Here is a 20,690-nt window from a genome sequence, read left to right as displayed (position 1 = left end):
GTCGGCAGCAACCGCCGCGTGTGGTTCACTGTCGAGAAGGCCGCCACGCTGACCGGCGTGCCGAAGGAACGCCTGCGTCCGACCAGTCCGGAAGGCCAATGGCAGGCTGCGCGCCAGGGTGTGATCGAAGGCCGCGCGCCGACGATGACGCAGCCGCTGATCAACGGCGCCGTCGCCGTGGGCCAGACCTTGACCGCCGTGCCGCAGGGCTTCAACGACCTCGATGGCGACGCGCAAGGCACGCACTTGTACGCATGGTTCCAGGTCGACAATGCTGCGGGCGACAATCCGGTCGCAATCACGACCGCCACGAGCGCGACGTATAGCGTTGCAACAGCCGACCAGGCGAAGTTCCTGATGGTGCGCGTGACGCCGGTCAGTGCGACGGGCACGCCAAACACGGGCAACGCGGTCACAAAGGTCACTGCAATCGCGGTGCCGGGCACGGCACCGAACATCGAAAACGTGGCGATCAGCGGCGAGTGGAAGGAGGGCGGCGTCATCAATGCGACCTTCAACCTGGTCGATGCCGAAAACGATCAGATCGACGAAGCCAACATGCAGTACCAGTGGTTGGTCAGCAACGCAACGACGGGTGCGCCGACTGTCGTGCCAGGCGCCAACAGCCGCTCGCTCACGCTGCGCGCCGAAGACGTCGGCGCCAATCGCACGGTCTGGTTCAGTGTCGAAAAGGCGGCAACGCTGACCGGCGTCCCGAAGGAGCGTTTGCGTCCGACAAGCCCGGCGGGCATGTGGCAGACCAGCCGCAGCGGTGCCATCGCGCCGGCGAACGCAGCGCCCACCGCGACACAACTCAGCATCTCCGGCGAACTCGCCAAGGATCAGACCGTCGAGGCCATCTGGACTTATACGGATGCCGACAACGACAGTCATGGCACGCATACCTACCAGTGGTTTGTCGCAGACAACGCAACCGGGTCGAGCAACAAGGTCACGATCCCCAGTGCAACCGCGAAGACGTATGTCGTGCCGGCGGCGTATGAGGGCAAACACCTCGGTTTCTCGGTGACTCCGCGAGATTCCAGGGGCGGCGTGGGTACCACCGAGACGTTCTTCTCCAGCAATCAGATCAATTATCGCGTGTCCGGCAGTTGGGCCGTCAATGGCGGTAGGGACGCGACGCCAACCTATATTCCGATCAGCATTTCAAACCGTACCGGAAATGCGACCGCCAATCTGAAAGTAGGCGTATCGCGCTCGCCGTACTACATGAATGTGTTTTGGCAATACTACCGGCCGATTTGCACATTGATCGCGCCGAACGGTACGCGCTTCCCCATCACTTGCCCGATTTACGGCTCTACCGATATCACGACAATCAATGCTTCTGCAGTGCCTGCGAATGGAACCTGGACGCTCGAAGCGACATGGTCGAGAGATGATATGTCTTATACGGTAAAGGCGCATGCGTACATCACGAGCATCACCCTGGATTTCACTCCATGAGATTCGGTTGATATCCACTTCACGGCCCCCCGAATTTCGGGGGGTTTTTTTTCGCACCCCAAACCCCACGCAGACCTTTCCCGCAGTTCGAACCGACATCTTCCCCTGTCGAGCGCGGCGCCAGACCAGAACAATGCGCGCCACTTTGATGACCGTCGTAGGGGGCGCATCCGATGGCTGCGCAATTGCTCAAGCAACACCGCTCCAACCGCCTGGCGAAATCGATCGCCATGACACTCATGTTCTCGTTCGGCAGTCCGGTGGCGCTCGCCACCGAGGACAAGAAGCAGAGTGCGCAGGCCGCCAATGATGCGGCCACGGTCGAGGCCAAGACACGCACGCAGACGAAGAAGGCGCAGGCCAACCTGCCCGACATCGGCGGCGGCGCGTCGCCCGGCCCGAACCAGGCGAAGGAAACCACCGACGCGCTGACCGGCAAGCTGATCGCCGCGGCGCAATCGGCCGCCAGTACATCGGCCAACAACACCAGCGCCAGCAGCACCAGTGCGACCGACCAGTTCAAGGCCGACGTGGCGAACGCCGCGGTCGCCTCCGGCATCGGCGCGCTCAAGCAATCGGAGCATTCCTTCCTCCAGCGCATCGAGGGCGGCCTGACCTTCGGCACGGAAGGCGGCATCGACGTCGACCTGCGCACGATCGGCACGATCGTCGGCGGCGAAGACAAGCACCACTACCTGCTCACGCAGTTCGGCGTGCACAACGAGGGCGAACGCGCCACCGCGAACGTCGGCCTGGTCTATCGCTGGATCGCGCCGGAAGATGCCTGGTTGTTCGGCGCCAACGTCTTCTACGACCACGACTTCGACAACGGCGCGCATCGCGTCGGCCTCGGTGTCGAGGCCGCGACGCCGACGCTGCGCTACTTCGCCAATACCTATGCGCCGGCCTCCGATTCGTGGAAAACGATCGACGACCGGCCCGACTTCGAAGAACGCGCGGCCAGCGGTTACGACCTGGGCATGACGTGGAGCCCGCTCAAGGCGCCCGGCCTGGATCTCACGATCAAGGGCACGCGCTGGAAGGGCGACCAGGTCGACGTCTTCGCCAGCGGCCAGACGTACAAGAACCCCTTCGTGCTGACGAGCAAGATCAGCTATTCGCCGGTGCCGCTGTTCGACATCGCGCTCGAGCACGACAGCGCGATGGGCACCGGCACGCGCGATACGCGCCTGTCCTTCAACTTCAAGTACCAGCTCAACGAGACGCTGGGTGCGCAGAAGGCGCGGAAGAACGTCGCCCAGCGCAACGACATCCGCCAGCGCGCGACCGACTTCGTCGAACGCGAAGACAAGATCGTCACCGAGATCCGCGAGAAGGTCATTCCGCTCGCGTTCGTCGGCCCCGCGGTGGTCAACGACACCGTGATGTCCGATGCGATCTACAGCTACACGCTGCAGGTGACCGGTGCGCGCGATCCGTATTCCTTCACCCTCACCGGTCCGGATGCGGCGCTGTTCACGCTCGTGGGCAACGAACTGCGACTGGATCCGACGAAGATGACCTCCGCCGAACTGGCGAAGGACAACCGCTTCGAAGTGACCGTCACCGTCGTCGACCGCGGTCGCATCGCGCACAAGCAATTCATCATCGACGTGATCGACATCGATCCCGATAGCGACGGCCTGTCCAACGAGCAGGAAGAACACCACGGCACGGATCCGAACAACCCGGACACCGACGCCGACGGCATCGACGACAAGACCGAAGTCGATAACGGCAACAACCCGCTGGATCCGAACGATCCGGGCACCGGCAACGCGCCCACGGGCGTGGAAGTGCACTTCAACGGTGGCCCGTTGGCCGGATCGCCGATGGTGGGCTCGGTGCTCAACGCATCGGTGACGTGCAACGGCGACGGCAAGTGCCCGACCACGCTGACCTATCAGTGGCAGATCGAAAGTGCGGTGGGTTCGCGCACCTACGTCGACATCGGCGGCGCCACCGGCGCGACGTACACCGTGCAGGGCGGCGATCAGAAGCGTCGCATCCGCGTGCTCGTCACCAAGCCCTGACCGACTCCCCGGGCGTACCTGCCCTACCAGGTGCGCGCGTGGGGCGCCGGGCGTGGACGCAGGGTCCACGCCCGGCAATCGGGGATGGGTCGTGAGTCTCTGATCTCGCAACCGGATGTGCTCCTGCGACATATGTCGTGGCGGACGCATATCAGGGCAAGTACATCGGGGTCGCGCCGCTTCCTCCCCCTCGCAGAGTTTTCCTGAAGGTCAAAGAGGCATTTGCTTCTGTCGTGCTTCGCGCGCGCCACGAACAATGCGCGCCACTTCGATGCGCGTCATGGGGAGACGCATCTGCTGCTCCGCATCGAGTTTGTCCTGGAACCCCAATCCATTCCTGCGCTTGTTCTGCAAGCGCGTTCTTTGCAAGCCCCGCAATCTTCCAACCGGAGATCCCCCTGATGCAACGCAACAAAACTTCCAACAACACGCTGCGCAGGACGCTGCTCGCGACCTTCCTCGGCCTGTCGTTGTCGGGCCTGGCATTCGCGCAGACCGTCGTCACTTCGCCGGAGACCGATTCGGTCAAGGGTCGCGCGCCGGTCGTCGCCACGGCGACGATCACCGCGACGGGCTCGGGCGCCGGTGGCCAGATCCTCGCCGGTGACTTGCTCACCGCGAACTTCACCGTGACCGACCCCGACAGCGACACGATCGATACGGCCGCCACCAACGCGACCATCCAGTGGACCGTCGACGGCGCGAATGTCGGTGCAGCGGGCAGCCCGACCTACACCGTGCAGGCCTCCGACGCCGGCAAGGTCATCACCTACACCCTGATCCCGCACACCGATCCGGGCGTCACCGATCCCTACCAGGGCGTGCTGACGATCGCGGCCAACGTCGGTGCGGACGGCAGCGGTGGCAACGGCGGCGGTGGCGGCCCCGGCGACGGCGGCGAAATCAACCCGGCCGATCCGAACGCGCTGCTCTCGGTTGCGGTCACGCCGACCGGCAACCCGCTTGTGGGCACGGTGCTCACCGCGACCCCGACCTGCGTCTCGAGCTGCGGCGCCGGCATCACCTACCAGTGGCAGATCGAAACGGCCTCGGGCTCGGCCACGTACACCGATATCTCCGGTGCCACGGGTACGACGTACACGCCGGTCAAGGGCGATCAGAAGCGGAAGATCAAGGTCGTCGCAAGCCAGCCGTAAGGCCGCAAACGGCGCGTCGGTTTCCGGCGCGTCGATGCAACAACGCCGGGCGTGGAGATCCTCCGCGCCCGGCACGCAACCGGGCCTGCATGTCAGGCCCGCGTCGCGTTTCGCAGTTTTCTACTCAATCGAACAAAAGGTTGTGCGCATGGCGACTTCATCCCGCTCGTTCAAGTGGTCTCGCTCGCTGCTCGCGGGCTTGTTCATCGTCGCCTTGCTGTCGGTCGCCTCCGCGCAATCGGTGGCGCCACGCCTGGTGCAGGTGGACGCGATCACGCAGACGGTGATCGGCCGTGCGCCGGTGGTCACGGTCGCCGTCGAGAACACGACACGGCCGGGTGAAGCGCCCATCGTCGGCGACGCGCTGCGCGCGACCGCGAGTACGACCGACCCCGACGGCGACACGATCACCGCGACCAGTTACCGATGGTTGCGAGCCGGCACCGAAATCGCCAGCACCAATACCTACACCGTGGTCGAAGCCGACCGCGGTTTGACGCTTTCCGTCGAGGCGATCGCGACGACGGATTCGGCGATCACCGATCCTGCGAGCGGCACGGGCAGCACGAGCACGGCAATCGCGAACAATACCGCGCCCAGGGCGACGCCGACGATCACCGGTACGGTCGCGGTGGGCACGCAACTCACCGGCCACCCTGGCTACAGCGACGCCGAAGGTGATCCGGAAGGCACGCACCTCTATCAGTGGTATCGCTCGGACAACGCCAGCGGCACGCCGCGCACGCCGATCGCGAACGCGACCTCGGCGACGTACACGCCATTCACCATCGACCAAACCAAATATCTCGTGTTGGGCGTCATTCCCGTCAGCACGGTGGCGCCGACAACGGGCGAGGAAGCCTTCGTGGTCTCCGCAGTCGTGCCGGGCACGGCGCCGAACATCATCAACGTGACCGTCAGTGGCGACTGGCGCGTGGGCGGCGTCATCGAGGGCACGTTCAACCTGGTGGACGCCGAAGGCGATCAGATCGACGAAGCCAACATGCAGTACCAGTGGATGGTGAGCTCGTCGCCGACGGGCGGCGGCCCGGTGCTCGTGCCTGGCGCGAACGGTCGCACGTTCACGCTGCGCGCTGAAGACATCGGCAGCAACCGCCGCGTGTGGTTCAGCGTCGAAAAGGCCGCAACGCTGACCGGCGTGCCGAAGGAACGCCTGCGTCCGACCAACCCGGCCGGCCAGTGGCAGGCTTCGCGCCAAGGCGTGATCGAAGGCCACGCGCCGACGATGACCGAGCCGCTGATCAACGGCACCGTTGCCGTGGGCCAGACGCTGACGGCCGTGCCGCAGGGTTACGACGACCTCGACGGCGATGCGCAAGGCACGCACCTGTACGCGTGGTTCCACGTCGACAACGCAGCGGGTGCCAACCCGGTGGCGATCAGTGGTGCCACTACATCGACCCACGTTGTCGCGGCGACCGACCAGGCGAAGTTCCTGATGGTGCGCATCACCCCGGTCAGTGCGACCGGCACGCCGAACACCGGCAATGCGGTGTCGAAGGTGACTGCAATTGCAGTGCCCGGCACGGCACCGACGGTGACCAACGTGCGCATCACGGGCACGTTCGAGGCGGGTCAGTTCGTCACCGGCGAGTACGACGTGAACGATGCCGAAGGCGACCTGGAAGACCGCAGCGCAGGCGAGTACATGTGGTTCATCAACGACACCTTCGGCTTCCCGGTGCATATCCCGGGTGAGACCTCACGCACCTACCGCTTGCGCGCAGGAGACGAGGGCAACCGCACATTGTGGTTCCGGGTGACGAAGATCAAGACGTTGACCGGCACGCCGAACGAAGCCACGCGTCCGGGCAGCCCGAACACGGCCTGGCAGGTCGAGCAGCGGGTGACGATCAATGGCCGCGCGCCGACGATGACTGCGCCGTTGATCAATGGCACCGTCGGCGTGGGCCGGACGCTGACGGCCGTGCCGCAGGGCTATGAGGATCTGGACCTTGATGCAGAAGGCACGCACCTGTACCAGTGGTTCCAGGTGGACAACACGGCCGGCGACAACCCGGTCCAGATCGCGACGGCCACCAGCGCGACCTTTATCGTTCGAGTGGCCGACAAGGGCAAGTTCCTGATGGTGCGCATCACGCCAGTCAGTGCCACGGGCTCGCCGAATACAGGCCCGGCAGTGACGACGGTCACCGCGACTGCCGTGCCGACCGGCAACGTCGCGCCAACCGCGACGCAACTCAGCATCTCCGGTGCGGTCGACAGGGACCAGACGCTCGAGGCGATCTGGACCTATGCCGACGCCGAGAACGACGCCCAGGGAACGCACAGTTACCAGTGGTACGTCGCAGACGACGTGTTGGGCACGGTCAACAAGACCGCGATTCCCGGCGCAACTTCCAAGACCTATGTCGTGGCAGCGGCCTACCAGGGCAAGCACATCGGGTTCTCCGTGACGCCCAGGGACGTCAATGGCGGCGTCGGTGACATCGAAACAATCTTCTCCGACAAGGAAGCGCGCTATCGCGTCACGGGAACGTTCAACGTCAACGGGGTGGGCGTCACGCAGATCCCCCTCACCATTTCGAACCGTTCCGGAAATGGCCCGGCGAACCTGCGGGTGGGCGTGTGGCGGTCCAACTTCTTCCGCAACGGCAAGCAAACCTATCGCGTGAACTGCACGTTGAACGCGCCGGACGGCACGCGCTTCACGATTCTTTGCCCGCTATACGGCTCTGCCGAAATGACGACAATCGATGCTTCCGGTGTTCCGGTGAATGGCGTCTGGCGGCTCGATGCCGACATGAGCCAGGACGGCCAGAACGTCAAACAAGCGGAGATCACTCACTTCACCCTGGAGTTCACTCCATGACTTTTCACTCGAGCCGATGCACCGCATCGGCCAACCGCGCCGTGTCCTCCTGCGAATGACTGACCCACACCATCGGCAACGCGACTTCGTCGCGTAGCCGCTGCAGCCACGGCAACAACTCGTCTTTGCGTTCGGGGTCGAGCATCGACAGTGGCTCGTCGAGGAGCAGCAATTCGGGTTGCGAGAGCAGCGCGCGGCCGATGGCCACGCGTTGCGCCTCGCCGCCGGAGAGGCCGTCAATGTGGCGTCCGAGCAAGTCTCCGATGCCCAGCAGTTCGACGATGTGGTCGAACACGAAGCGCATTTCGCCGCCGCGTCCGCGCGGCGCGCCGAAGCGCAGGTTTTCGCGGACATCCAGGTGCGGAAACAGGCGCGCATCCTGGAAGACATAGCCGATGCGACGGTGATGCGCCGGCTCGTCCACGCGCGTCGACGAATCGAACAGGCATCGTCCACCGATCGCGATGCGGCCGCGTGCGGGCCGCACAAGCCCCGCGATCGCGTGGAGCAACGACGTCTTCCCCGCGCCGGAACGACCGACGAGCGCGATCACGCGCCGCGTACTTTCGAATCGCACGTTGCGCTTGAACGCGCCGCGCACCAGGTCGACGTCGATGGAAAACATCGGCGCGCTCATTCCGAAACTCCGCGCCGCTGCCGTTGTACAAGCCATTCCGAGCAGAACACCGCCGCGAAGGAAATCGCGACGGCCACCAGGCACAATCGCCACACGCTCGCTTCGCCGCCGGGCACTTGCATCAGTCCGTACATCGCCGACGACAGGGTTTGCGTTTCACCGGGAATGCTCGAAACGAAAGTGATCGTCGCGCCGAATTCGCCCAGGGCTTTCGCGAAGGCCAGCACCGCGCCGGCGACGATCCCCGGCCACGCGAGCGGGACGGTCACGGTGAAGAACACACGCCACGGTGGCGCACCGAGCGTCGATGCCGCTTGCTCCAAGCGCGCATCCACGGTTTCGATCGCGATGCGGATCGCGCGCACCATCAACGGAAACCCCATGATCGCGCAGGCGAGTGCGGCGCCGGTCCAACGGAACGCGAGCACGATGCCGAAGGTGTCGCGCAGGAACATGCCGATGGGGCCGCGCGCGCCGAAGGCCATCAACAACACGAAGCCCGTCACGACCGGCGGCAACACCAAGGGCATCACCAGGAGGGTGTCGAGCGCCAACTTGCCGGGGAAGCGCTTGCGCGCGAGCAGCCATCCCAACGCGATGCCGAACGGCAGGCTGCACGCGACCGCCGTCGCCGCCACCTTGAGGCTGAGCGCGATCGCGGCGGTTTCGGCGGGCGTGATTTGCACGTGTCAGAGCGACCGGAAACCGTGGCGCAGGAAAATCGCGCGCGCGTCTTTCGTCTGCAACCACTGCACGAACGCGCGCGCATCCGGATGCCGGCTCGCGGCGATGCGCGCGATCGGGTAAACGATGGGCGCGTGCGATGTGTCGGGGAAGGTGCCGACCACCTTGACCTTCGGCTCGGCCAGCGCGTCGCTGGCGTAGACGATGCCGAGCGGCGTTTCGCCGCGCGAGACCAGCAACAAGGCCGCTCGCACATTCTCCGCTTCGGCGGTGCGCGCCTTCACGCCCTCCCACGCGCCGAGCGCGATGAGCGATTGCTTCGCGTACTTGCCGGCCGGCACGCTGTCGACGAGTGCGACGGCCAGCCGCCCGTCCCCCAACGCCTTCGCCAGGTCGACGCCGGGTTGCAGCGCGATCGGCGCAGTTTTCGCGTCCGTGGGCGCGACGAGCACGAGCGTGTTGCCGAGCAGGTTGCGGCGCGTCGCCGGATCGATGGCCTTCGCGCGCGCGAGGTAATCCATCCACTCCGCGTCGGCCGAAACGAACACGTCCGCCGGCGCGCCTTGTTCGATCTGGCGTGCGAGTGCGGAACTTGCGGCGTAGGAGACGCGCACGGGCTGCTTCGTCTTCTGCTCGTAGGCGTGCGCTGCTTCATCGAGCGATTCCTTCAGACTCGCAGCGGCGAAAACCGTCAGCGGCTCGGCGGCGAATGCGGGGGCCAGGCAAGCGATCGCGAAACACAGAAACAGCACGCCACGGGCGATGCAACGCATTCGTCAAATCCTGTCGAGGGGAATGCGCAAATAACGCACGCCGTTGTCGGATGCGTCGGGCAACACACCCGCGCGCAGGTTGACCTGCAGCGACTGCAGGATCAACGCCGGCATCGGCAGGGTCGCATCGCGCGCCTGTCGCAGCGCGACGTAGTCCGCTTCGCTCGTGTCGCCGCGCAGGTGGATGTTCTCCCGCTTCTGCGCGCCGATGCTGGTTTCGCAGGCGACCGCGCGGCCATTCGGGCCGTAGTCGTGGCAGACGAAGACGCGCGTGTCGTCGGGCAGGGCGTAGAAGGATCGGATCGTGCGATACAAGGTGGCCGCATCCGCATTCGGGAAATCGGTGCGTGCGGTGCCCGCGTCGGGCATGAACAAGGTGTCGCCGCAGAACAGCGCATCGCCGATGCGATAGGCGACGCAATCGGCCGTGTGGCCGGGCGCGCCGATCACTTCCGCCTCGAGCTCGCCGATCGCGAAGCGGTCGCCGGCTTCGAACAGGCGGCCGAACTGCGAGCCATCCTGCGCCACTTCGTCGCCGAATCCGAACACCGGCGCGAAGCTGCGCTGCGTTTGCACGATGCCGCTGCCGATGCCGAGCGTCGCGCGCGGAAACCGTTCGAGCAGCCATTGCGCATCCGACAGATGATCGGCGTGCGCATGCGTTTCCAGGAGCCATTGCACGTCGAGTGCGTTGGACTGCACATGGTCAAGCAGCTTCTGCGTCGAGGCGTGCGCCGTGCGCGCGGACTTCGCGTCGAAGTCGAGCACCGGATCGATGATCGCCGCCGCGCGCGTCGCCGGGTCGGACACCACGTAGGTCCACGTGCCGGTGGCGGGATCGTGGAACGGGGCGACGTCGGGGCGCATGGCAATGCTCCTGCGAAGATCAGGGCGCGGACGCGCCCAGGGTGTCGTCGAGCAATTTGGCCAGGCGCCATGCGGCCTGGCGCACGCGTTGCTCGGCGAAGGGGCGCATCGTGTCGAGGTAGGTCTGATCGAGTTTGTGGCCCGTCGGATACAGCGAACGGCCATCGACGGCGCGGCAGGACTCGCCGGCCCACGCCAGCGGCGGGCTCACCGCGCCCGATTCCGGCGGCCACGGCATGGCATCGAGCCGATCGGCGTAGCCCTTCAGGCCGAGCCCCGGATGTCCCTTCCGGTCCACGCCCACCTCGCCGAGGATGTAGTAATCCCAGACCGAATGCAGGTTGGTGCCCATCACGCCGTCGACGTAATTCTTCTTCGCGTAGGCCTCGGGCTCCAGCTTCGTCGCCAGGCTGATCTGGTAATCGTTGCCGCCTTTGTCGGGATGGTTCGACGCATGCATCGGCTGGTGCACGTCGCCGACGAAATGCACGAGGAACTTCAGGGCTTCGCGGCGCGCCTGGATCGGTTGCGTGCGGTCGGCGAGGATCGCCCGTTGCTTCTCGATCGCACCGACCACGCACTGGCCGTCGGGACAGTCGCGCGCCAGGTCGAAGTTGCAGGTGCCGTCGTTGGTGTTGATGTAGTGCCAGCGCGAGGTCGCCCGGAAGCGTTCGCCGTCGCTGTTGCGCAGGTCGTCGGCCCAGGTGGCCACGCCGGCGAGGGTGGGGTCGGTCTCGCCCGCCAGCAGCGCGTCGATCTGCGCCTGCGTGGCCGGCTGGACGTGCCGCTGCGCCAATTCCCCCACCATCCTGTGGCCCAAAGCGCTCCAAGCCTGGGCCTGCGGGGCCGCGACCAGGGCGCCCACCAGCAGGGCAAGGGGGGCGAGGGCGTGCGGAAGTCGGGGCATCACGGTAGCCGTGGGGGAGGGTTCCTCTAAAATACCGGGCTTTCCCGGACGCGGGCCACCGCGGCCGTACCCTTTCCCCAGCTCCAGGAGTCGAAATGGCGATCAAGGTTGGCATCAATGGCTTCGGCCGCATCGGCCGCAACGTGTTGCGCGCTGCCGTGCAGAACTTCGGCAACGACATCGAGATCGTCGCCATCAACGACCTGCTGGAGCCGGACTACCTGGCCTACATGCTGCAGTACGACTCGGTGCACGGCCGCTTCAAGGGCGACGTGAAGATCGAAGGCGGCGCGCTGATCGTCAACGGCAAGAAGATCCGCCTGACGCAGGAACGCGACCCGTCCAACCTGAAGTGGAACGAAGTCGGCGCCGACGTCGTCATCGAATCCACCGGCCTGTTCCTCGACAAGGCCACCGCGCAGAAGCACCTGGATGCCGGCGCGAAGAAGGTGTTGCTGTCGGCGCCATCGAAGGACGACACGCCGATGTTCGTCTACGGCGTTAACCACCAGAAGTACAACGGCGAGGCGATCGTTTCGAACGCGTCGTGCACGACCAACTGCCTGGCCCCGCTGGCCAAGGTGCTGCACGACAAGTGGGGCATCAAGCGCGGCCTGATGACCACCGTGCACGCGGCCACCGCCACGCAGAAGACCGTCGACGGCCCGTCCAACAAGGACTGGCGCGGCGGCCGCGGCATCCTGGAGAACATCATTCCGTCGAGCACGGGCGCGGCCAAGGCCGTGGGCGTGGTGATCCCGGAGCTCAACAAGAAGCTGACCGGCATGTCCTTCCGCGTGCCGACCTCCGACGTCTCGGTCGTCGACCTGACCGCCGAACTCGAAAAGCCGGCCACCTACGCCGAGATCTGCGCCGAAATGAAGGCCCAGTCGGAAGGCGCGCTCAAGGGCATCCTCGGTTACACCGAAGACAAGGTCGTCGCCACCGATTTCCGCGGCGACGCGCGCACTTCGATCTTCGACGCCGATGCCGGCATCGCGCTGGATTCGACCTTCGTCAAACTCGTGAGCTGGTACGACAACGAGTGGGGCTATTCGAACAAGTGCCTGGAAATGGTCAAGGTCATCGCCAAGGGCTGACCCCTGCGCCGGCCCCGTCCCGCGGACGGGGTCACGGACACGTCTTCACATGCGACCCCGCTTTTGCGGGGTCGCGCATTTCTGCGACGTAGTGCCGCCGCCGACGGGCGTTTCCCCGTTGCCGACCCCGCGCGGCCCCGGTAGCTTGCGAGGCTATGGCGGCGGCAGTTCCCCTCGAAATCCGGTCGGCAGGGCCCGACTGGGCGCTGCGGCGAGACTTCGCGCGCCTGCTGGTCGTCGCGGTGGTCCTTCCCGCGCTGATCCTGTGCGCCTTGCTGGCCTGGAGCCAGTCCGCCTCGCAACGCGCCGATGCCACCGCGAACCTGCATTCGGCCGCCGAAATCACCGCGCGCGACTTCGACGACTCCCTGCGCATGCACGCCGCCGTCGCCGCGGTGCTGGCCGCGCGCCGCAGCAGCGAAAACACGCTCGGCGATCGCGCACGGTGGTCCGACGACCTGCGCCGCCTGCGCGAGCACTATCCGGGTTTCGCCACGATGCGCGTGCTCGATGCGCAGGGGCGCGTCATCGCCGCCGATCCCGTCGAGCGCGCGGCGTCCGATCCCGGCCCCTGCTTCGCGACCGCGCAAGGACAGGATGCGCCGACGATTTCCGACGTCTACCGCGCCGCCCCGAACACCCCGCCGCTCTCCTGCGTCGCCGCACCCCTGCGCGTGAACGGGCGCTTCGCCGGCATCGTCGAAGGCGCGATGCGCGTGGAGAATTCCGGCCAGCGCATCGCCTGGCTGCGCATGCACGGCTACGAAGCGGTGCTGCTCGATCGCCAGGGCCAGGTCGCCTACGCCAGCAGCGGCCTGCCGCTCGCACCGATGGACCGGCTCGACGCAACGCCGAACGGGAAAGTCCTGGGCACGGTCGAACCCGGCGACTCCGACGCCGGCTGGCACCGCGTCGATGGCGTGTTGCACGACGGCGAAGACGCCTATGCCATCGCGATGCCGCTCGAATCGGGCTGGCGCCTGCTGGTGCTGATGCCGAAGGCGACGCTGGATGCCGAACTGTTCCGCACCATCGCCACGATGCTCGGCCTGCTGATCGCCGTCGCCGCCGGCGTGCTCGGGATCGCGTGGTGGCAGATGCGGCGCCTGTCGACCAGCGTGCACCGGCTGCTGGTGCAGATGCAGCGCTTCGCGCTCGAACATGCGTCCTCGCCCATTTCCGCCGCATCGATGCCGCAGGAACTGGCGCCGCTCGCCGAAGCGATGAACCAACTCAGCGATCGCATGGCCGATGCGTATCGCGCGACCAGCCGCAGCCTGGAAGAACAACGCCGCCTGCGCTCCTCGCTCGAACAAGTGGTCGACGCGCGCGAACGCGAGATCGCGCTGCGCACCGCCGAATTGCGCAACGCCGTCGCCGAACTCGACCGCCTCAGCCGCACCGACGCACTCACCGGCTGCCTCAACTATCGCGGCTTCCGCGAAGTGGCCAACCAGTTGTGGCGCGACACGCACGGCAGGGGCGGCATGTTGTCGGCGCTCGCGCTGGATATCGATCACTTCAAGGCCTACAACGATCGCTACGGCCATCCGCGCGGCGACAACGCGCTGAAGCGTTTCGCCGGCGCAGTGCGCAGTGCGCTGTATCACCGCGAAGACGTCATCGTGCGTCCGGGCGGCGAGGAGTTCATCGTCTTCCTGCCCGACACCACGCTCGAGCAGGCCATCCGCGTCGGCGAACGCATCTGCGCGAGCGTGCTGCATGCCGACATCGCGCACGCCGGTTCGCCGATGGGCGTGCTGACGGTGAGCATCGGCGTGGCGACGAACCTGCCGGACGACGGCGACGACCCGGAAGTGATGCTGGCGCGCGCCGACGCCGCGCTGTACCGCGCCAAGCACGCGGGCCGCAATCGGGTGTCGCTGTAGGGGCCCGCCGCGCCCCGCTACAATGTGCGCCCCCGAAAGACCCAAGGCGCCACAGATGCCCATCGTCCGGATGTCCGAGATCGACCTGCGCGACAAGCGCGTCCTGATCCGTGAAGACCTGAACGTGCCGATCAAGGACGGCAAGGTCGCCTCCGAACAACGCATCACCGCCGCGCTGCCCACGCTCGTCGCCGCGCTCGACCAGGGCGCCGCGGTGATGGTCATGTCCCACCTCGGGCGCCCGACCGAAGGGCACTTCAGCGAAGCCGATTCCCTCAAGCCCGTCGCCGAACGCCTGAGCGAGAAGCTCGGCCGCGAAGTGCGCCTGGTGCGCGACTGGCTGTCCGCCGACTTCTCGGTGAAGCCCGGGCAGATCGTGCTGCTCGAAAACTGCCGCATGAACATGGGCGAAGGCAAGGACGACCCGGCGCTGGCGAAGAAGTACGCCGAGCTCTGCGATGTGTTCGTCATGGATGCCTTCGGCACCGCGCACCGCGCGCAGGCCTCCACGCACGGCGTGATCCAGCAGGCGAAAATCGCCGCCGGTGGTCCGCTGCTGATGGCCGAACTCGACGCGCTCGCGCGCGCGCTCGAAGCGCCCAAGCGCCCGCTGCTCGCGATCGTCGCCGGCAGCAAGGTCTCGACGAAACTCGAACTGCTCGGTTCGCTCGCGCAGAAGGTCGACCAGCTCATCGTCGGCGGCGGCATCGCCAATACCTTCATCGCCGCGATGGGGCACGGCGTGGGCAAGTCGCTGTACGAAGCCGACCTCATCGACACCGCGCGCAAGATCATGGCCGAGGCCAAGGCGCGCGGCGCCGACATTCCGCTGCCGAGCGACGTCGTCGTCGCCCCCGCGTTCGCGGCCGACGCGCCGGCGACGGTGAAGCCGGTCGACCAGGTCGGCACCGACGAGATGATCCTCGACATCGGCCCCGACACCGCCAAGCGCTACGCCGAGTTGATCAAGAAGGCGGGCACCGTGGTGTGGAACGGGCCGGTGGGCGTGTTCGAATTCGATGCCTTCGGCAAGGGCACCGAAACGATGGCGCGTGCGATCGCGGCCTCCGACGCGTTCTCCATCGCCGGCGGCGGCGACACGCTGGCGGCAGTCGACAAGTACGGCATCGCTAGCCAGGTCGGTTACATCTCCACCGGTGGCGGCGCGTTCCTGGAATTCCTGGAAGGCAAGACGCTGCCTGCGGTCGCGGCGCTGCAGGCGCGCGGCGCTCAGGTCGCCGACAAGCAGTAACGATCCTCGGCCACGCGCGCGAAACCCGCGCGCGCCAGCAACTGTTGCGAGGCCACGTTCGCAGGCGCGACCGTGGCCTCGATGCGTTCGACGGCCAATGTCCGGAACGCCCACGCGGTCGCCGTGCGCACCGCGTCGCCCGCAAGCCCGCGCCCGCGGTGTGCCGGCAACAGCGCGTAGCCGATCCACGCGCTGCATCCGGGTTCGATGTCGTACAGCGTGCACGTGCCGATGGCCGCGTCGTCGTTGGGCAGGGTGACGATCCAGTCGATCCGGTCGCCGCTTTCGAACTGCCCGGCGCATTCGTCGATGTAAGCGGCCGCCTCGTCGATGCGCTGCATCGGCGCGCGCGGCCAGTGGCGCATCGTGTGGGGATCGGAGAACAGTGCGAAGACCGGCGCGGCATCCCCGGGCGCCGGCGCACGCAGGCGGACGCGTCGCCCTTTCAGCGCGGGGAAGCCGGGGATGGAAAACGTATGCAACGCCATGGCCGCTTCGGGTGGCTGTGGTAGAAACACGGTATGACCCAGAGTACACAACGTCGCCGTACCCGCATCCTCGCCACCCTCGGCCCGGCCACCGATCCGCCGGGCGTGCTCGACGCACTGCTGAAGGCCGGCGTCGATGTCGTCCGCCTCAACTTCTCGCACGGCGATCCCTCCAGCCAGGTGGCGCGCGCGCAGTCCGTGCGCGAGGCCGCGCAGCGCGTCGGCGTCGAAGTCGGCTTGCTCGCCGATCTGCCGGGGCCCAAGCTGCGCATCGAACGTTTCGCCGAAGGCCGCGTGCAATTGAAGGCCGGCGAGCCCTTCGACCTGGTCGCGCGCGCGGATGCACCGCCCGGCAACGCGCGCGAAGTCGGAATCAGCTATCTGGGCCTGGTGAACGACGTGCACGCGGGCGACACGCTGCTGCTCGACGATGGCCTGCTGCAATTGCGCGTGGACAGCATCCAGGGCGATCGCATCCGCACGACGATCCTCAACGACGGCGCGCTGTCGGATCGCAAGGGCCTCAACCGCCTGGGCGGCGGCCTGTCGCTGGGCGCGCTCACCGATCGCGACCGCGAGCTCATCGGCGTGGCCGCGCAGATCGAAGCCGACTTCATCGCCGTTTCCTTCTGCCGCAATGCAGCCGACATGGAAGAAGCGCGTGCCATCGCACGCAGCCACGGCAGCGATGCGGCGTTGGTCGCGAAAGTCGAACGTGCCGAAGCGATCGAAAACCTGGGCGAGATCGTCGACGCCAGCGACGTGGTGATGGTCGCGCGCGGCGACCTGGGCGTGGAAATCGGCGACGCCGAACTGCCGGGCCTGCAGAAGAAGATCATTCGCGAGTCGCTGGCGCGCAACAAGGTCGTGATCACCGCGACGCAGATGCTGCAGTCGATGGTCGAAAGCCCCATCCCCACGCGCGCCGAAGTGCTCGACGTCGCCAACGCCGTCATCGACGGCACCGACGTGGTGATGCTCTCGCAGGAAACCGCGGCGGGTGCGTATCCGCTGCGCGCCGTCGAAGCGATGTCGCGCATCTGCCTGGGGGCCGAGCGCCAATTCGAGATGGACACCGATTTCGAAAAGGCACCGCGCAACCTCGAACGCGTGGACCAGGCCATCGCGATGGCGGCGATGTTCCTCTCCGAACACATCGGCGTGCGCGCGATCATCGCGATGACAGAGTCGGGCGGCACCGCGCGTTTCCTCTCGCGTTTCCGTTCGCCGGCGCCGGTCTACGGCTTGTCGCGCTTCGTTCGCGCGCGTCGCCGCATGACGATGATGCGCGACGTGTTCCCGGTGGAATTCGACAGCCGCGGCCTGGCCTCGCGCGACGCGGCGCGCAAGGCGCTCAAGTTGCTGTACGACCAGGGCCACCTGGATGTCGGCGACCGCGTGATGTTCACCAGCGGCGACCACATGGAACACCACGGCGCGACCAACACGCTGCGCATCCTCAAGGTCGGGCCCGACGGCGGCGCCGAAGGCCTCGGCGATCTCTGAACGGCAATCCCCCGGGAGAATGGCTCCAGCCGGTTCCCGACAAGCGGTCGTTGCCCGCCGCAACCGCCGGTGCTATTCCGGACACACGGAGACTCCGCCGGGAGATCGACGATGTGCAAGGTGCGATTGGCCGTCATGTTCATGCTCGCCCTCGCGGGCCCCGCGAGTGCGCTGGACAAGATCGAGGTGACGAACGAAGGCGGCATCCGGGACCACTGGATGCTGGCGCCGGGGGTTCCGCTGGCGGTCCCGCAATATCCCGCGCAATTCGCGCACCGCCACGACTCGGTGTGCATCGGCGTGGGCTATCTGCTCAAGCCCGATGGCACGACCTCGGATTTCGCGCTGCTGAAAGGCTGGACCAGTGCAGGCAGTAGCGAACCCGAGCCCGGCTACTGGTCGGCGTTCGCCGAATCGGCGGCCGATGCGCTCAAACAATGGCGCTTCCAGCCGCGGCCGGAAGTCGCGCAGGCCAAGCCCGTCTACACGGTGGCGACCTTCGTTTTCGGTAACGGACCGGGCGTGGCGTCGGCCCAGCGTTCCAAATGCGCCGTCCCCAACCTCGTCGCGCGCCTTCGCGAGCTGAAGGCCTCGCGCGACCACCGCACCGCGACGGGCGATGTGCTCGACGATCTGGACCTGCAAACCCGCGGCTACCAGAACGACGTGGCGGGCATGCGCCCGTAGTCCCCGGGCCGCGTCGGCGGCGGCGTCACGGGGGAGGGGCGGTATAATTCCGCCTTTCCCCAACGCCGTCAGGACGCCAATGAGCATCGAACAGCTTGCCGAAACCGCCCAGGCCATGGTCGCCGCAGGCAAGGGCATCATCGCGATCGACGAATCCAATGCCACCATCGCCAAGCGTTTCGCCGGCGTGGGCATCGAGAACTCCGAGGAAAACCGTCGCGCCTACCGCGAGATGCTGCTGACCACGCCGAAGCTCGGCGACTACATCTCCGGCGCGATCCTGTACGACGAAACCCTGCGCCAGTCGACCAAGGCCGGCGTGCCCTTCACCAAGGTGATGGTGGACAACGGGATCATCCCGGGCATCAAGGTCGACAAGGGCACCTTCCCGCTCGCCGGCTTCCAGGGCGAAGTGGTCACCGAAGGCCTCGACGGCCTGCGCGCGCGCCTGGAGGAGTACTACAAGCTCGGCGCCCGCTTCGCCAAGTGGCGCGCGGTGATCAACATCGGCGACGACATCCCCTCGGGCACCTGCATCGAAGCCAACGCCCACGCGCTCGCGCGCTACGCCGCGCTGTGCCAGGAGCAGGGCATCGTGCCGATGGTCGAGCCCGAAGTCCTCATGGACGGCGATCACGACATCCAGACCTGCTACGAAGTCACCGAAGTCACGCTGCGTTCGCTGTTCGACGCGCTGTACAACCAGAACGTCATGCTCGAAGGCACCATCCTCAAGGCCTCGATGATCGTGCCGGGCAAGGACAGCGGCGAGAAGGTGAGCGTCGAAGACGTCGCCGAGAACACCCTGATGTGCCTCAAGACCGCCGTGCCGGCGATCCTCCCGGGCATCGTGTTCCTCTCCGGCGGCCAGAGCGACGAGGCGGCCACCGCGCACCTGGACGCGATGAACCGCATGGGCCCGAATCCGTGGCCGCTGTCGTTCTCCTACGGCCGCGCGATGCAGTCGGCCGCGCTGAAGATCTGGTCGCAGGACCTGGTCAACAACGTGCGCAAGGCGCAGGAAACCGTCTACGCCCGCGCCCGCGACAACGGCCTGGCCGCGCTGGGCCAGTGGAAGCAGAAAGCGGCGTAACGCTCGTCTCCCTCCCCTGCTCCGCAGGGGAGGGCCGGGGTGGGGTCAAGGCGGCGAAGCCGCCGTTTCCTCCGCTTCCACGCGATCGGCGTGTCTTTCCGCCAACCGCCGATCCACCGCATCCATCCCCACGTCGCTCGCCGTCTTCAACACGGTGAACAACACCAGCAACCCCGCACCACCGCCGAGCGCTGCGCCCAGCAGGATCGCCAGGTGCATCGGCAACACCCGCAGGTAAGGGGTGAACATCAGGGTGCCGAGGTTCGGCCTGCCGCGCAGGTCGGCGTCGTGCTGCACCGCGTAGGTCTGCCGCTGCGACAACACGAACGACGCCGCGCACGCACCGAGCACGGGCAGATCCCAGCCCGCTTCCAGCGGATGCTCGGCGCACAGGAAGATCAGATAGCAGAAGTGGAAGAACCCGTAGTGCAGGGTGAAGAAGTTCGCCGTCGAACGCTTGCCTTGCGCGTTCTCGGGCACGGGCTGGTCGTTGGACGTGAAGCCCTCGGTGCTGAAGCGATACAGGCCCAGCATGCGCTTGCGCGCGAACCAGCCGATCACCACGCTCTGGATCCAGTACGGCCACAGCAACCAGCCCGCGGGCCACTGCAATACCAGGGCCGCCACCAGTGTCCCGGCGTTGGCGAACAACAGCGAGCGCGTGGAAGGACTCATGCGAGCGCCAACATCGCGCGGTAGCGCGCGGCCATGCCGGGGTCGAAGCACGAGAACACCACGCGCGAGGGTTTCGCGCCTGCCCACGCACGCACGGTGCGCACCGCGATGGGCACCGCGAGTTCGACCGGATAGCCGAACACGCCGCAGCTGATCGCCGGGAAGGCGATGGATTCGACGTCGTAATCGGCCGCCAGCGCGAGCGATGCGTTGTAGCAGGCCGCCAGTTGGGCGGGCTCCCCGCCACGGCCGCCGCGCCAGACCGGACCGACCGTGTGGATCACGAATTTCGCGGGCAGGTCGTGCCCGTGGGTGATGCGCGCCTCGCCGGTCGGACATCGCATGCCGGCGATGTAGGCGGGCAGGGCCTCGCATTCCTCCCGCAACCCCGGGCCCGCGGCGCGGTGGATCGCCCCGTCGACCCCGCCGCCGCCCAGCAGCGCGTGGTTGGCCGCATTGACGATGGCGTCGACGGGCAGGGCGGTGATGTCGCCTTCCAGGACTTCGATCTTCATTCGGCAATTCCCGGCGCAACGGCCGCTACCAGCGCATTCATGAGGATGGCGTGAAATCGTGTTGGAATGCGCGCCTCGTGGGGAATTCCAGAGTTGTGACGCGCCG

18 protein-coding genes are annotated in these 20,690 nt (G+C 66.7%); 10 read left to right on the top strand and 8 right to left on the bottom strand.

Translation table 11 applies throughout. The annotated features are described in order from the left end of the window. From AB4059_RS06845 to AB4059_RS06830, 4 genes are all read left to right on the top strand, one after another. Nucleotides 1-1,467, top strand: a 1,467-nt coding sequence (locus AB4059_RS06845) for a hypothetical protein (protein ID WP_498977782.1), incomplete at its 5' end; no start/stop codon positions are given. A gap of 173 nt (nucleotides 1,468-1,640) precedes the next feature. Next, nucleotides 1,641-3,500, top strand: a complete 1,860-nt coding sequence (locus tag AB4059_RS06840) for a ZirU family protein (RefSeq protein WP_498977781.1) — start codon at nucleotides 1,641-1,643, stop codon at nucleotides 3,498-3,500. Nucleotides 3,501-3,901: 401 nt separating this feature from the next. Continuing rightward, complete coding sequence (locus AB4059_RS06835) at nucleotides 3,902-4,657, top strand: ZirU family protein (RefSeq protein ID WP_498977779.1); 756 nt, start codon at nucleotides 3,902-3,904, stop codon at nucleotides 4,655-4,657. A 148-nt stretch (nucleotides 4,658-4,805) separates the two neighbouring features. After that, on the top strand, nucleotides 4,806-7,511 hold the full coding sequence (locus AB4059_RS06830; RefSeq protein ID WP_498977777.1) for a hypothetical protein: 2,706 nt from the start codon (nucleotides 4,806-4,808) through the stop codon (nucleotides 7,509-7,511). 4 nt (nucleotides 7,512-7,515) lie between these two features. Here AB4059_RS06830 and AB4059_RS06825 read toward each other — a convergent pair whose 3' ends face one another. Genes AB4059_RS06825 through AB4059_RS06805 form a run of 5 tightly spaced genes read right to left on the bottom strand, consistent with a single transcriptional unit; the run spans nucleotide 7,516 to nucleotide 11,379 of the window. Beyond that, nucleotides 7,516-8,136: an ATP-binding cassette domain-containing protein gene (locus AB4059_RS06825; protein WP_498977882.1), complete on the bottom strand. Its 621-nt coding sequence runs from the start codon at nucleotides 8,134-8,136 to the stop codon at nucleotides 7,516-7,518. An 8-nt stretch (nucleotides 8,137-8,144) separates the two neighbouring features. After that, nucleotides 8,145-8,834: a molybdate ABC transporter permease subunit gene (modB, locus tag AB4059_RS06820; RefSeq protein ID WP_498977775.1), complete on the bottom strand. Its 690-nt coding sequence runs from the start codon at nucleotides 8,832-8,834 to the stop codon at nucleotides 8,145-8,147. A gap of 3 nt (nucleotides 8,835-8,837) precedes the next feature. Beyond that, on the bottom strand, nucleotides 8,838-9,605 hold the full coding sequence (gene modA / locus AB4059_RS06815) for a molybdate ABC transporter substrate-binding protein (protein WP_498977773.1): 768 nt from the start codon (nucleotides 9,603-9,605) through the stop codon (nucleotides 8,838-8,840). A 3-nt stretch (nucleotides 9,606-9,608) separates the two neighbouring features. Then, nucleotides 9,609-10,472 carry an MBL fold metallo-hydrolase gene (locus AB4059_RS06810; RefSeq protein ID WP_498977771.1) on the bottom strand — a complete coding sequence of 288 codons (864 nt, stop codon included), beginning with the start codon at nucleotides 10,470-10,472 and terminating at the stop codon, nucleotides 9,609-9,611. A 19-nt stretch (nucleotides 10,473-10,491) separates the two neighbouring features. Next, nucleotides 10,492-11,379: a S1/P1 nuclease gene (locus AB4059_RS06805; protein ID WP_498977769.1), complete on the bottom strand. Its 888-nt coding sequence runs from the start codon at nucleotides 11,377-11,379 to the stop codon at nucleotides 10,492-10,494. Between the two features lie 95 nt (nucleotides 11,380-11,474). Between AB4059_RS06805 and gap the strand changes: the two genes are divergently transcribed. From gap to AB4059_RS06790, 3 genes are all read left to right on the top strand, one after another. Continuing rightward, entirely contained in the window at nucleotides 11,475-12,479 is a 1,005-nt protein-coding gene (gap, locus tag AB4059_RS06800) for a type I glyceraldehyde-3-phosphate dehydrogenase (RefSeq protein ID WP_498977767.1), read from the top strand. A 155-nt stretch (nucleotides 12,480-12,634) separates the two neighbouring features. After that, entirely contained in the window at nucleotides 12,635-14,368 is a 1,734-nt protein-coding gene (locus AB4059_RS06795; protein ID WP_498977765.1) for a sensor domain-containing diguanylate cyclase, read from the top strand. A gap of 55 nt (nucleotides 14,369-14,423) precedes the next feature. Beyond that, nucleotides 14,424-15,620 carry a phosphoglycerate kinase gene (locus AB4059_RS06790; protein ID WP_498977763.1) on the top strand — a complete coding sequence of 399 codons (1,197 nt, stop codon included), beginning with the start codon at nucleotides 14,424-14,426 and terminating at the stop codon, nucleotides 15,618-15,620. On the opposite strand, the gene AB4059_RS06785 is transcribed toward AB4059_RS06790, so the two are convergent. Then, complete coding sequence (locus tag AB4059_RS06785; protein ID WP_498977758.1) at nucleotides 15,599-16,108, bottom strand: GNAT family N-acetyltransferase; 510 nt, start codon at nucleotides 16,106-16,108, stop codon at nucleotides 15,599-15,601. The genes AB4059_RS06790 and AB4059_RS06785 overlap by 22 nt on opposite strands. Before the next feature lie 33 nt (nucleotides 16,109-16,141). Here AB4059_RS06785 and pyk point away from each other — a divergent pair, with 33 nt between their 5' ends. From pyk to AB4059_RS06770, 3 genes are all read left to right on the top strand, one after another. Continuing rightward, the gene (gene pyk / locus AB4059_RS06780; RefSeq protein WP_498977756.1) at nucleotides 16,142-17,614 is read left to right on the top strand and encodes a pyruvate kinase; all 1,473 of its coding nucleotides are present in this window, start codon (nucleotides 16,142-16,144) and stop codon (nucleotides 17,612-17,614) included. A 135-nt stretch (nucleotides 17,615-17,749) separates the two neighbouring features. Continuing rightward, nucleotides 17,750-18,301 carry an energy transducer TonB gene (locus AB4059_RS06775; RefSeq protein WP_498977754.1) on the top strand — a complete coding sequence of 184 codons (552 nt, stop codon included), beginning with the start codon at nucleotides 17,750-17,752 and terminating at the stop codon, nucleotides 18,299-18,301. Between the two features lie 79 nt (nucleotides 18,302-18,380). After that, nucleotides 18,381-19,394 carry a class I fructose-bisphosphate aldolase gene (locus AB4059_RS06770; protein ID WP_498977752.1) on the top strand — a complete coding sequence of 338 codons (1,014 nt, stop codon included), beginning with the start codon at nucleotides 18,381-18,383 and terminating at the stop codon, nucleotides 19,392-19,394. 45 nt (nucleotides 19,395-19,439) lie between these two features. On the opposite strand, the gene AB4059_RS06765 is transcribed toward AB4059_RS06770, so the two are convergent. Continuing rightward, complete coding sequence (locus AB4059_RS06765; protein WP_498977750.1) at nucleotides 19,440-20,069, bottom strand: DUF6498-containing protein; 630 nt, start codon at nucleotides 20,067-20,069, stop codon at nucleotides 19,440-19,442. Continuing rightward, the gene (locus AB4059_RS06760) at nucleotides 20,066-20,584 is read right to left on the bottom strand and encodes an O-acetyl-ADP-ribose deacetylase (RefSeq protein WP_498977748.1); all 519 of its coding nucleotides are present in this window, start codon (nucleotides 20,582-20,584) and stop codon (nucleotides 20,066-20,068) included. Before AB4059_RS06760 ends, AB4059_RS06765 begins: the two co-directional genes overlap by 4 nt. Nucleotides 20,585-20,690: the final 106 nt, after the last annotated feature.

Source organism: Lysobacter sp. 2RAF19 (assembly GCF_052115395.1).
Lineage (GTDB): Bacteria > Pseudomonadota > Gammaproteobacteria > Xanthomonadales > Xanthomonadaceae > Noviluteimonas.
Note: the sequence above shows the minus strand (reverse complement) of the source record. Positions and strands in the feature narration are given on the sequence as shown.

Bases quoted from the DNA above. Each gene is read 5' to 3' on its own strand.
- AB4059_RS06840 (WP_498977781.1), top strand. From the start codon at position 1,641: ATGGCTGCGCAATTGCTCAAGCAACACCGCTCCAACCGCCTGGCGAAA.
- AB4059_RS06835 (WP_498977779.1), top strand. From the start codon at position 3,902: ATGCAACGCAACAAAACTTCCAACAACACGCTGCGCAGGACGCTGCTC.
- AB4059_RS06830 (WP_498977777.1), top strand. From the start codon at position 4,806: ATGGCGACTTCATCCCGCTCGTTCAAGTGGTCTCGCTCGCTGCTCGCG.
- AB4059_RS06825 (WP_498977882.1), bottom strand. From the start codon at position 8,136: ATGTTTTCCATCGACGTCGACCTGGTGCGCGGCGCGTTCAAGCGCAAC.
- modA (WP_498977773.1), bottom strand. From the start codon at position 9,605: ATGCGTTGCATCGCCCGTGGCGTGCTGTTTCTGTGTTTCGCGATCGCT.
- AB4059_RS06810 (WP_498977771.1), bottom strand. From the start codon at position 10,472: ATGCGCCCCGACGTCGCCCCGTTCCACGATCCCGCCACCGGCACGTGG.
- AB4059_RS06805 (WP_498977769.1), bottom strand. From the start codon at position 11,379: ATGCCCCGACTTCCGCACGCCCTCGCCCCCCTTGCCCTGCTGGTGGGC.
- gap (WP_498977767.1), top strand. From the start codon at position 11,475: ATGGCGATCAAGGTTGGCATCAATGGCTTCGGCCGCATCGGCCGCAAC.
- AB4059_RS06795 (WP_498977765.1), top strand. From the start codon at position 12,635: ATGGCGGCGGCAGTTCCCCTCGAAATCCGGTCGGCAGGGCCCGACTGG.
- AB4059_RS06790 (WP_498977763.1), top strand. From the start codon at position 14,424: ATGCCCATCGTCCGGATGTCCGAGATCGACCTGCGCGACAAGCGCGTC.
- AB4059_RS06785 (WP_498977758.1), bottom strand. From the start codon at position 16,108: ATGGCGTTGCATACGTTTTCCATCCCCGGCTTCCCCGCGCTGAAAGGG.
- pyk (WP_498977756.1), top strand. From the start codon at position 16,142: ATGACCCAGAGTACACAACGTCGCCGTACCCGCATCCTCGCCACCCTC.
- AB4059_RS06775 (WP_498977754.1), top strand. From the start codon at position 17,750: ATGTTCATGCTCGCCCTCGCGGGCCCCGCGAGTGCGCTGGACAAGATC.
- AB4059_RS06770 (WP_498977752.1), top strand. From the start codon at position 18,381: ATGAGCATCGAACAGCTTGCCGAAACCGCCCAGGCCATGGTCGCCGCA.
- AB4059_RS06765 (WP_498977750.1), bottom strand. From the start codon at position 20,069: ATGAGTCCTTCCACGCGCTCGCTGTTGTTCGCCAACGCCGGGACACTG.
- AB4059_RS06760 (WP_498977748.1), bottom strand. From the start codon at position 20,584: ATGAAGATCGAAGTCCTGGAAGGCGACATCACCGCCCTGCCCGTCGAC.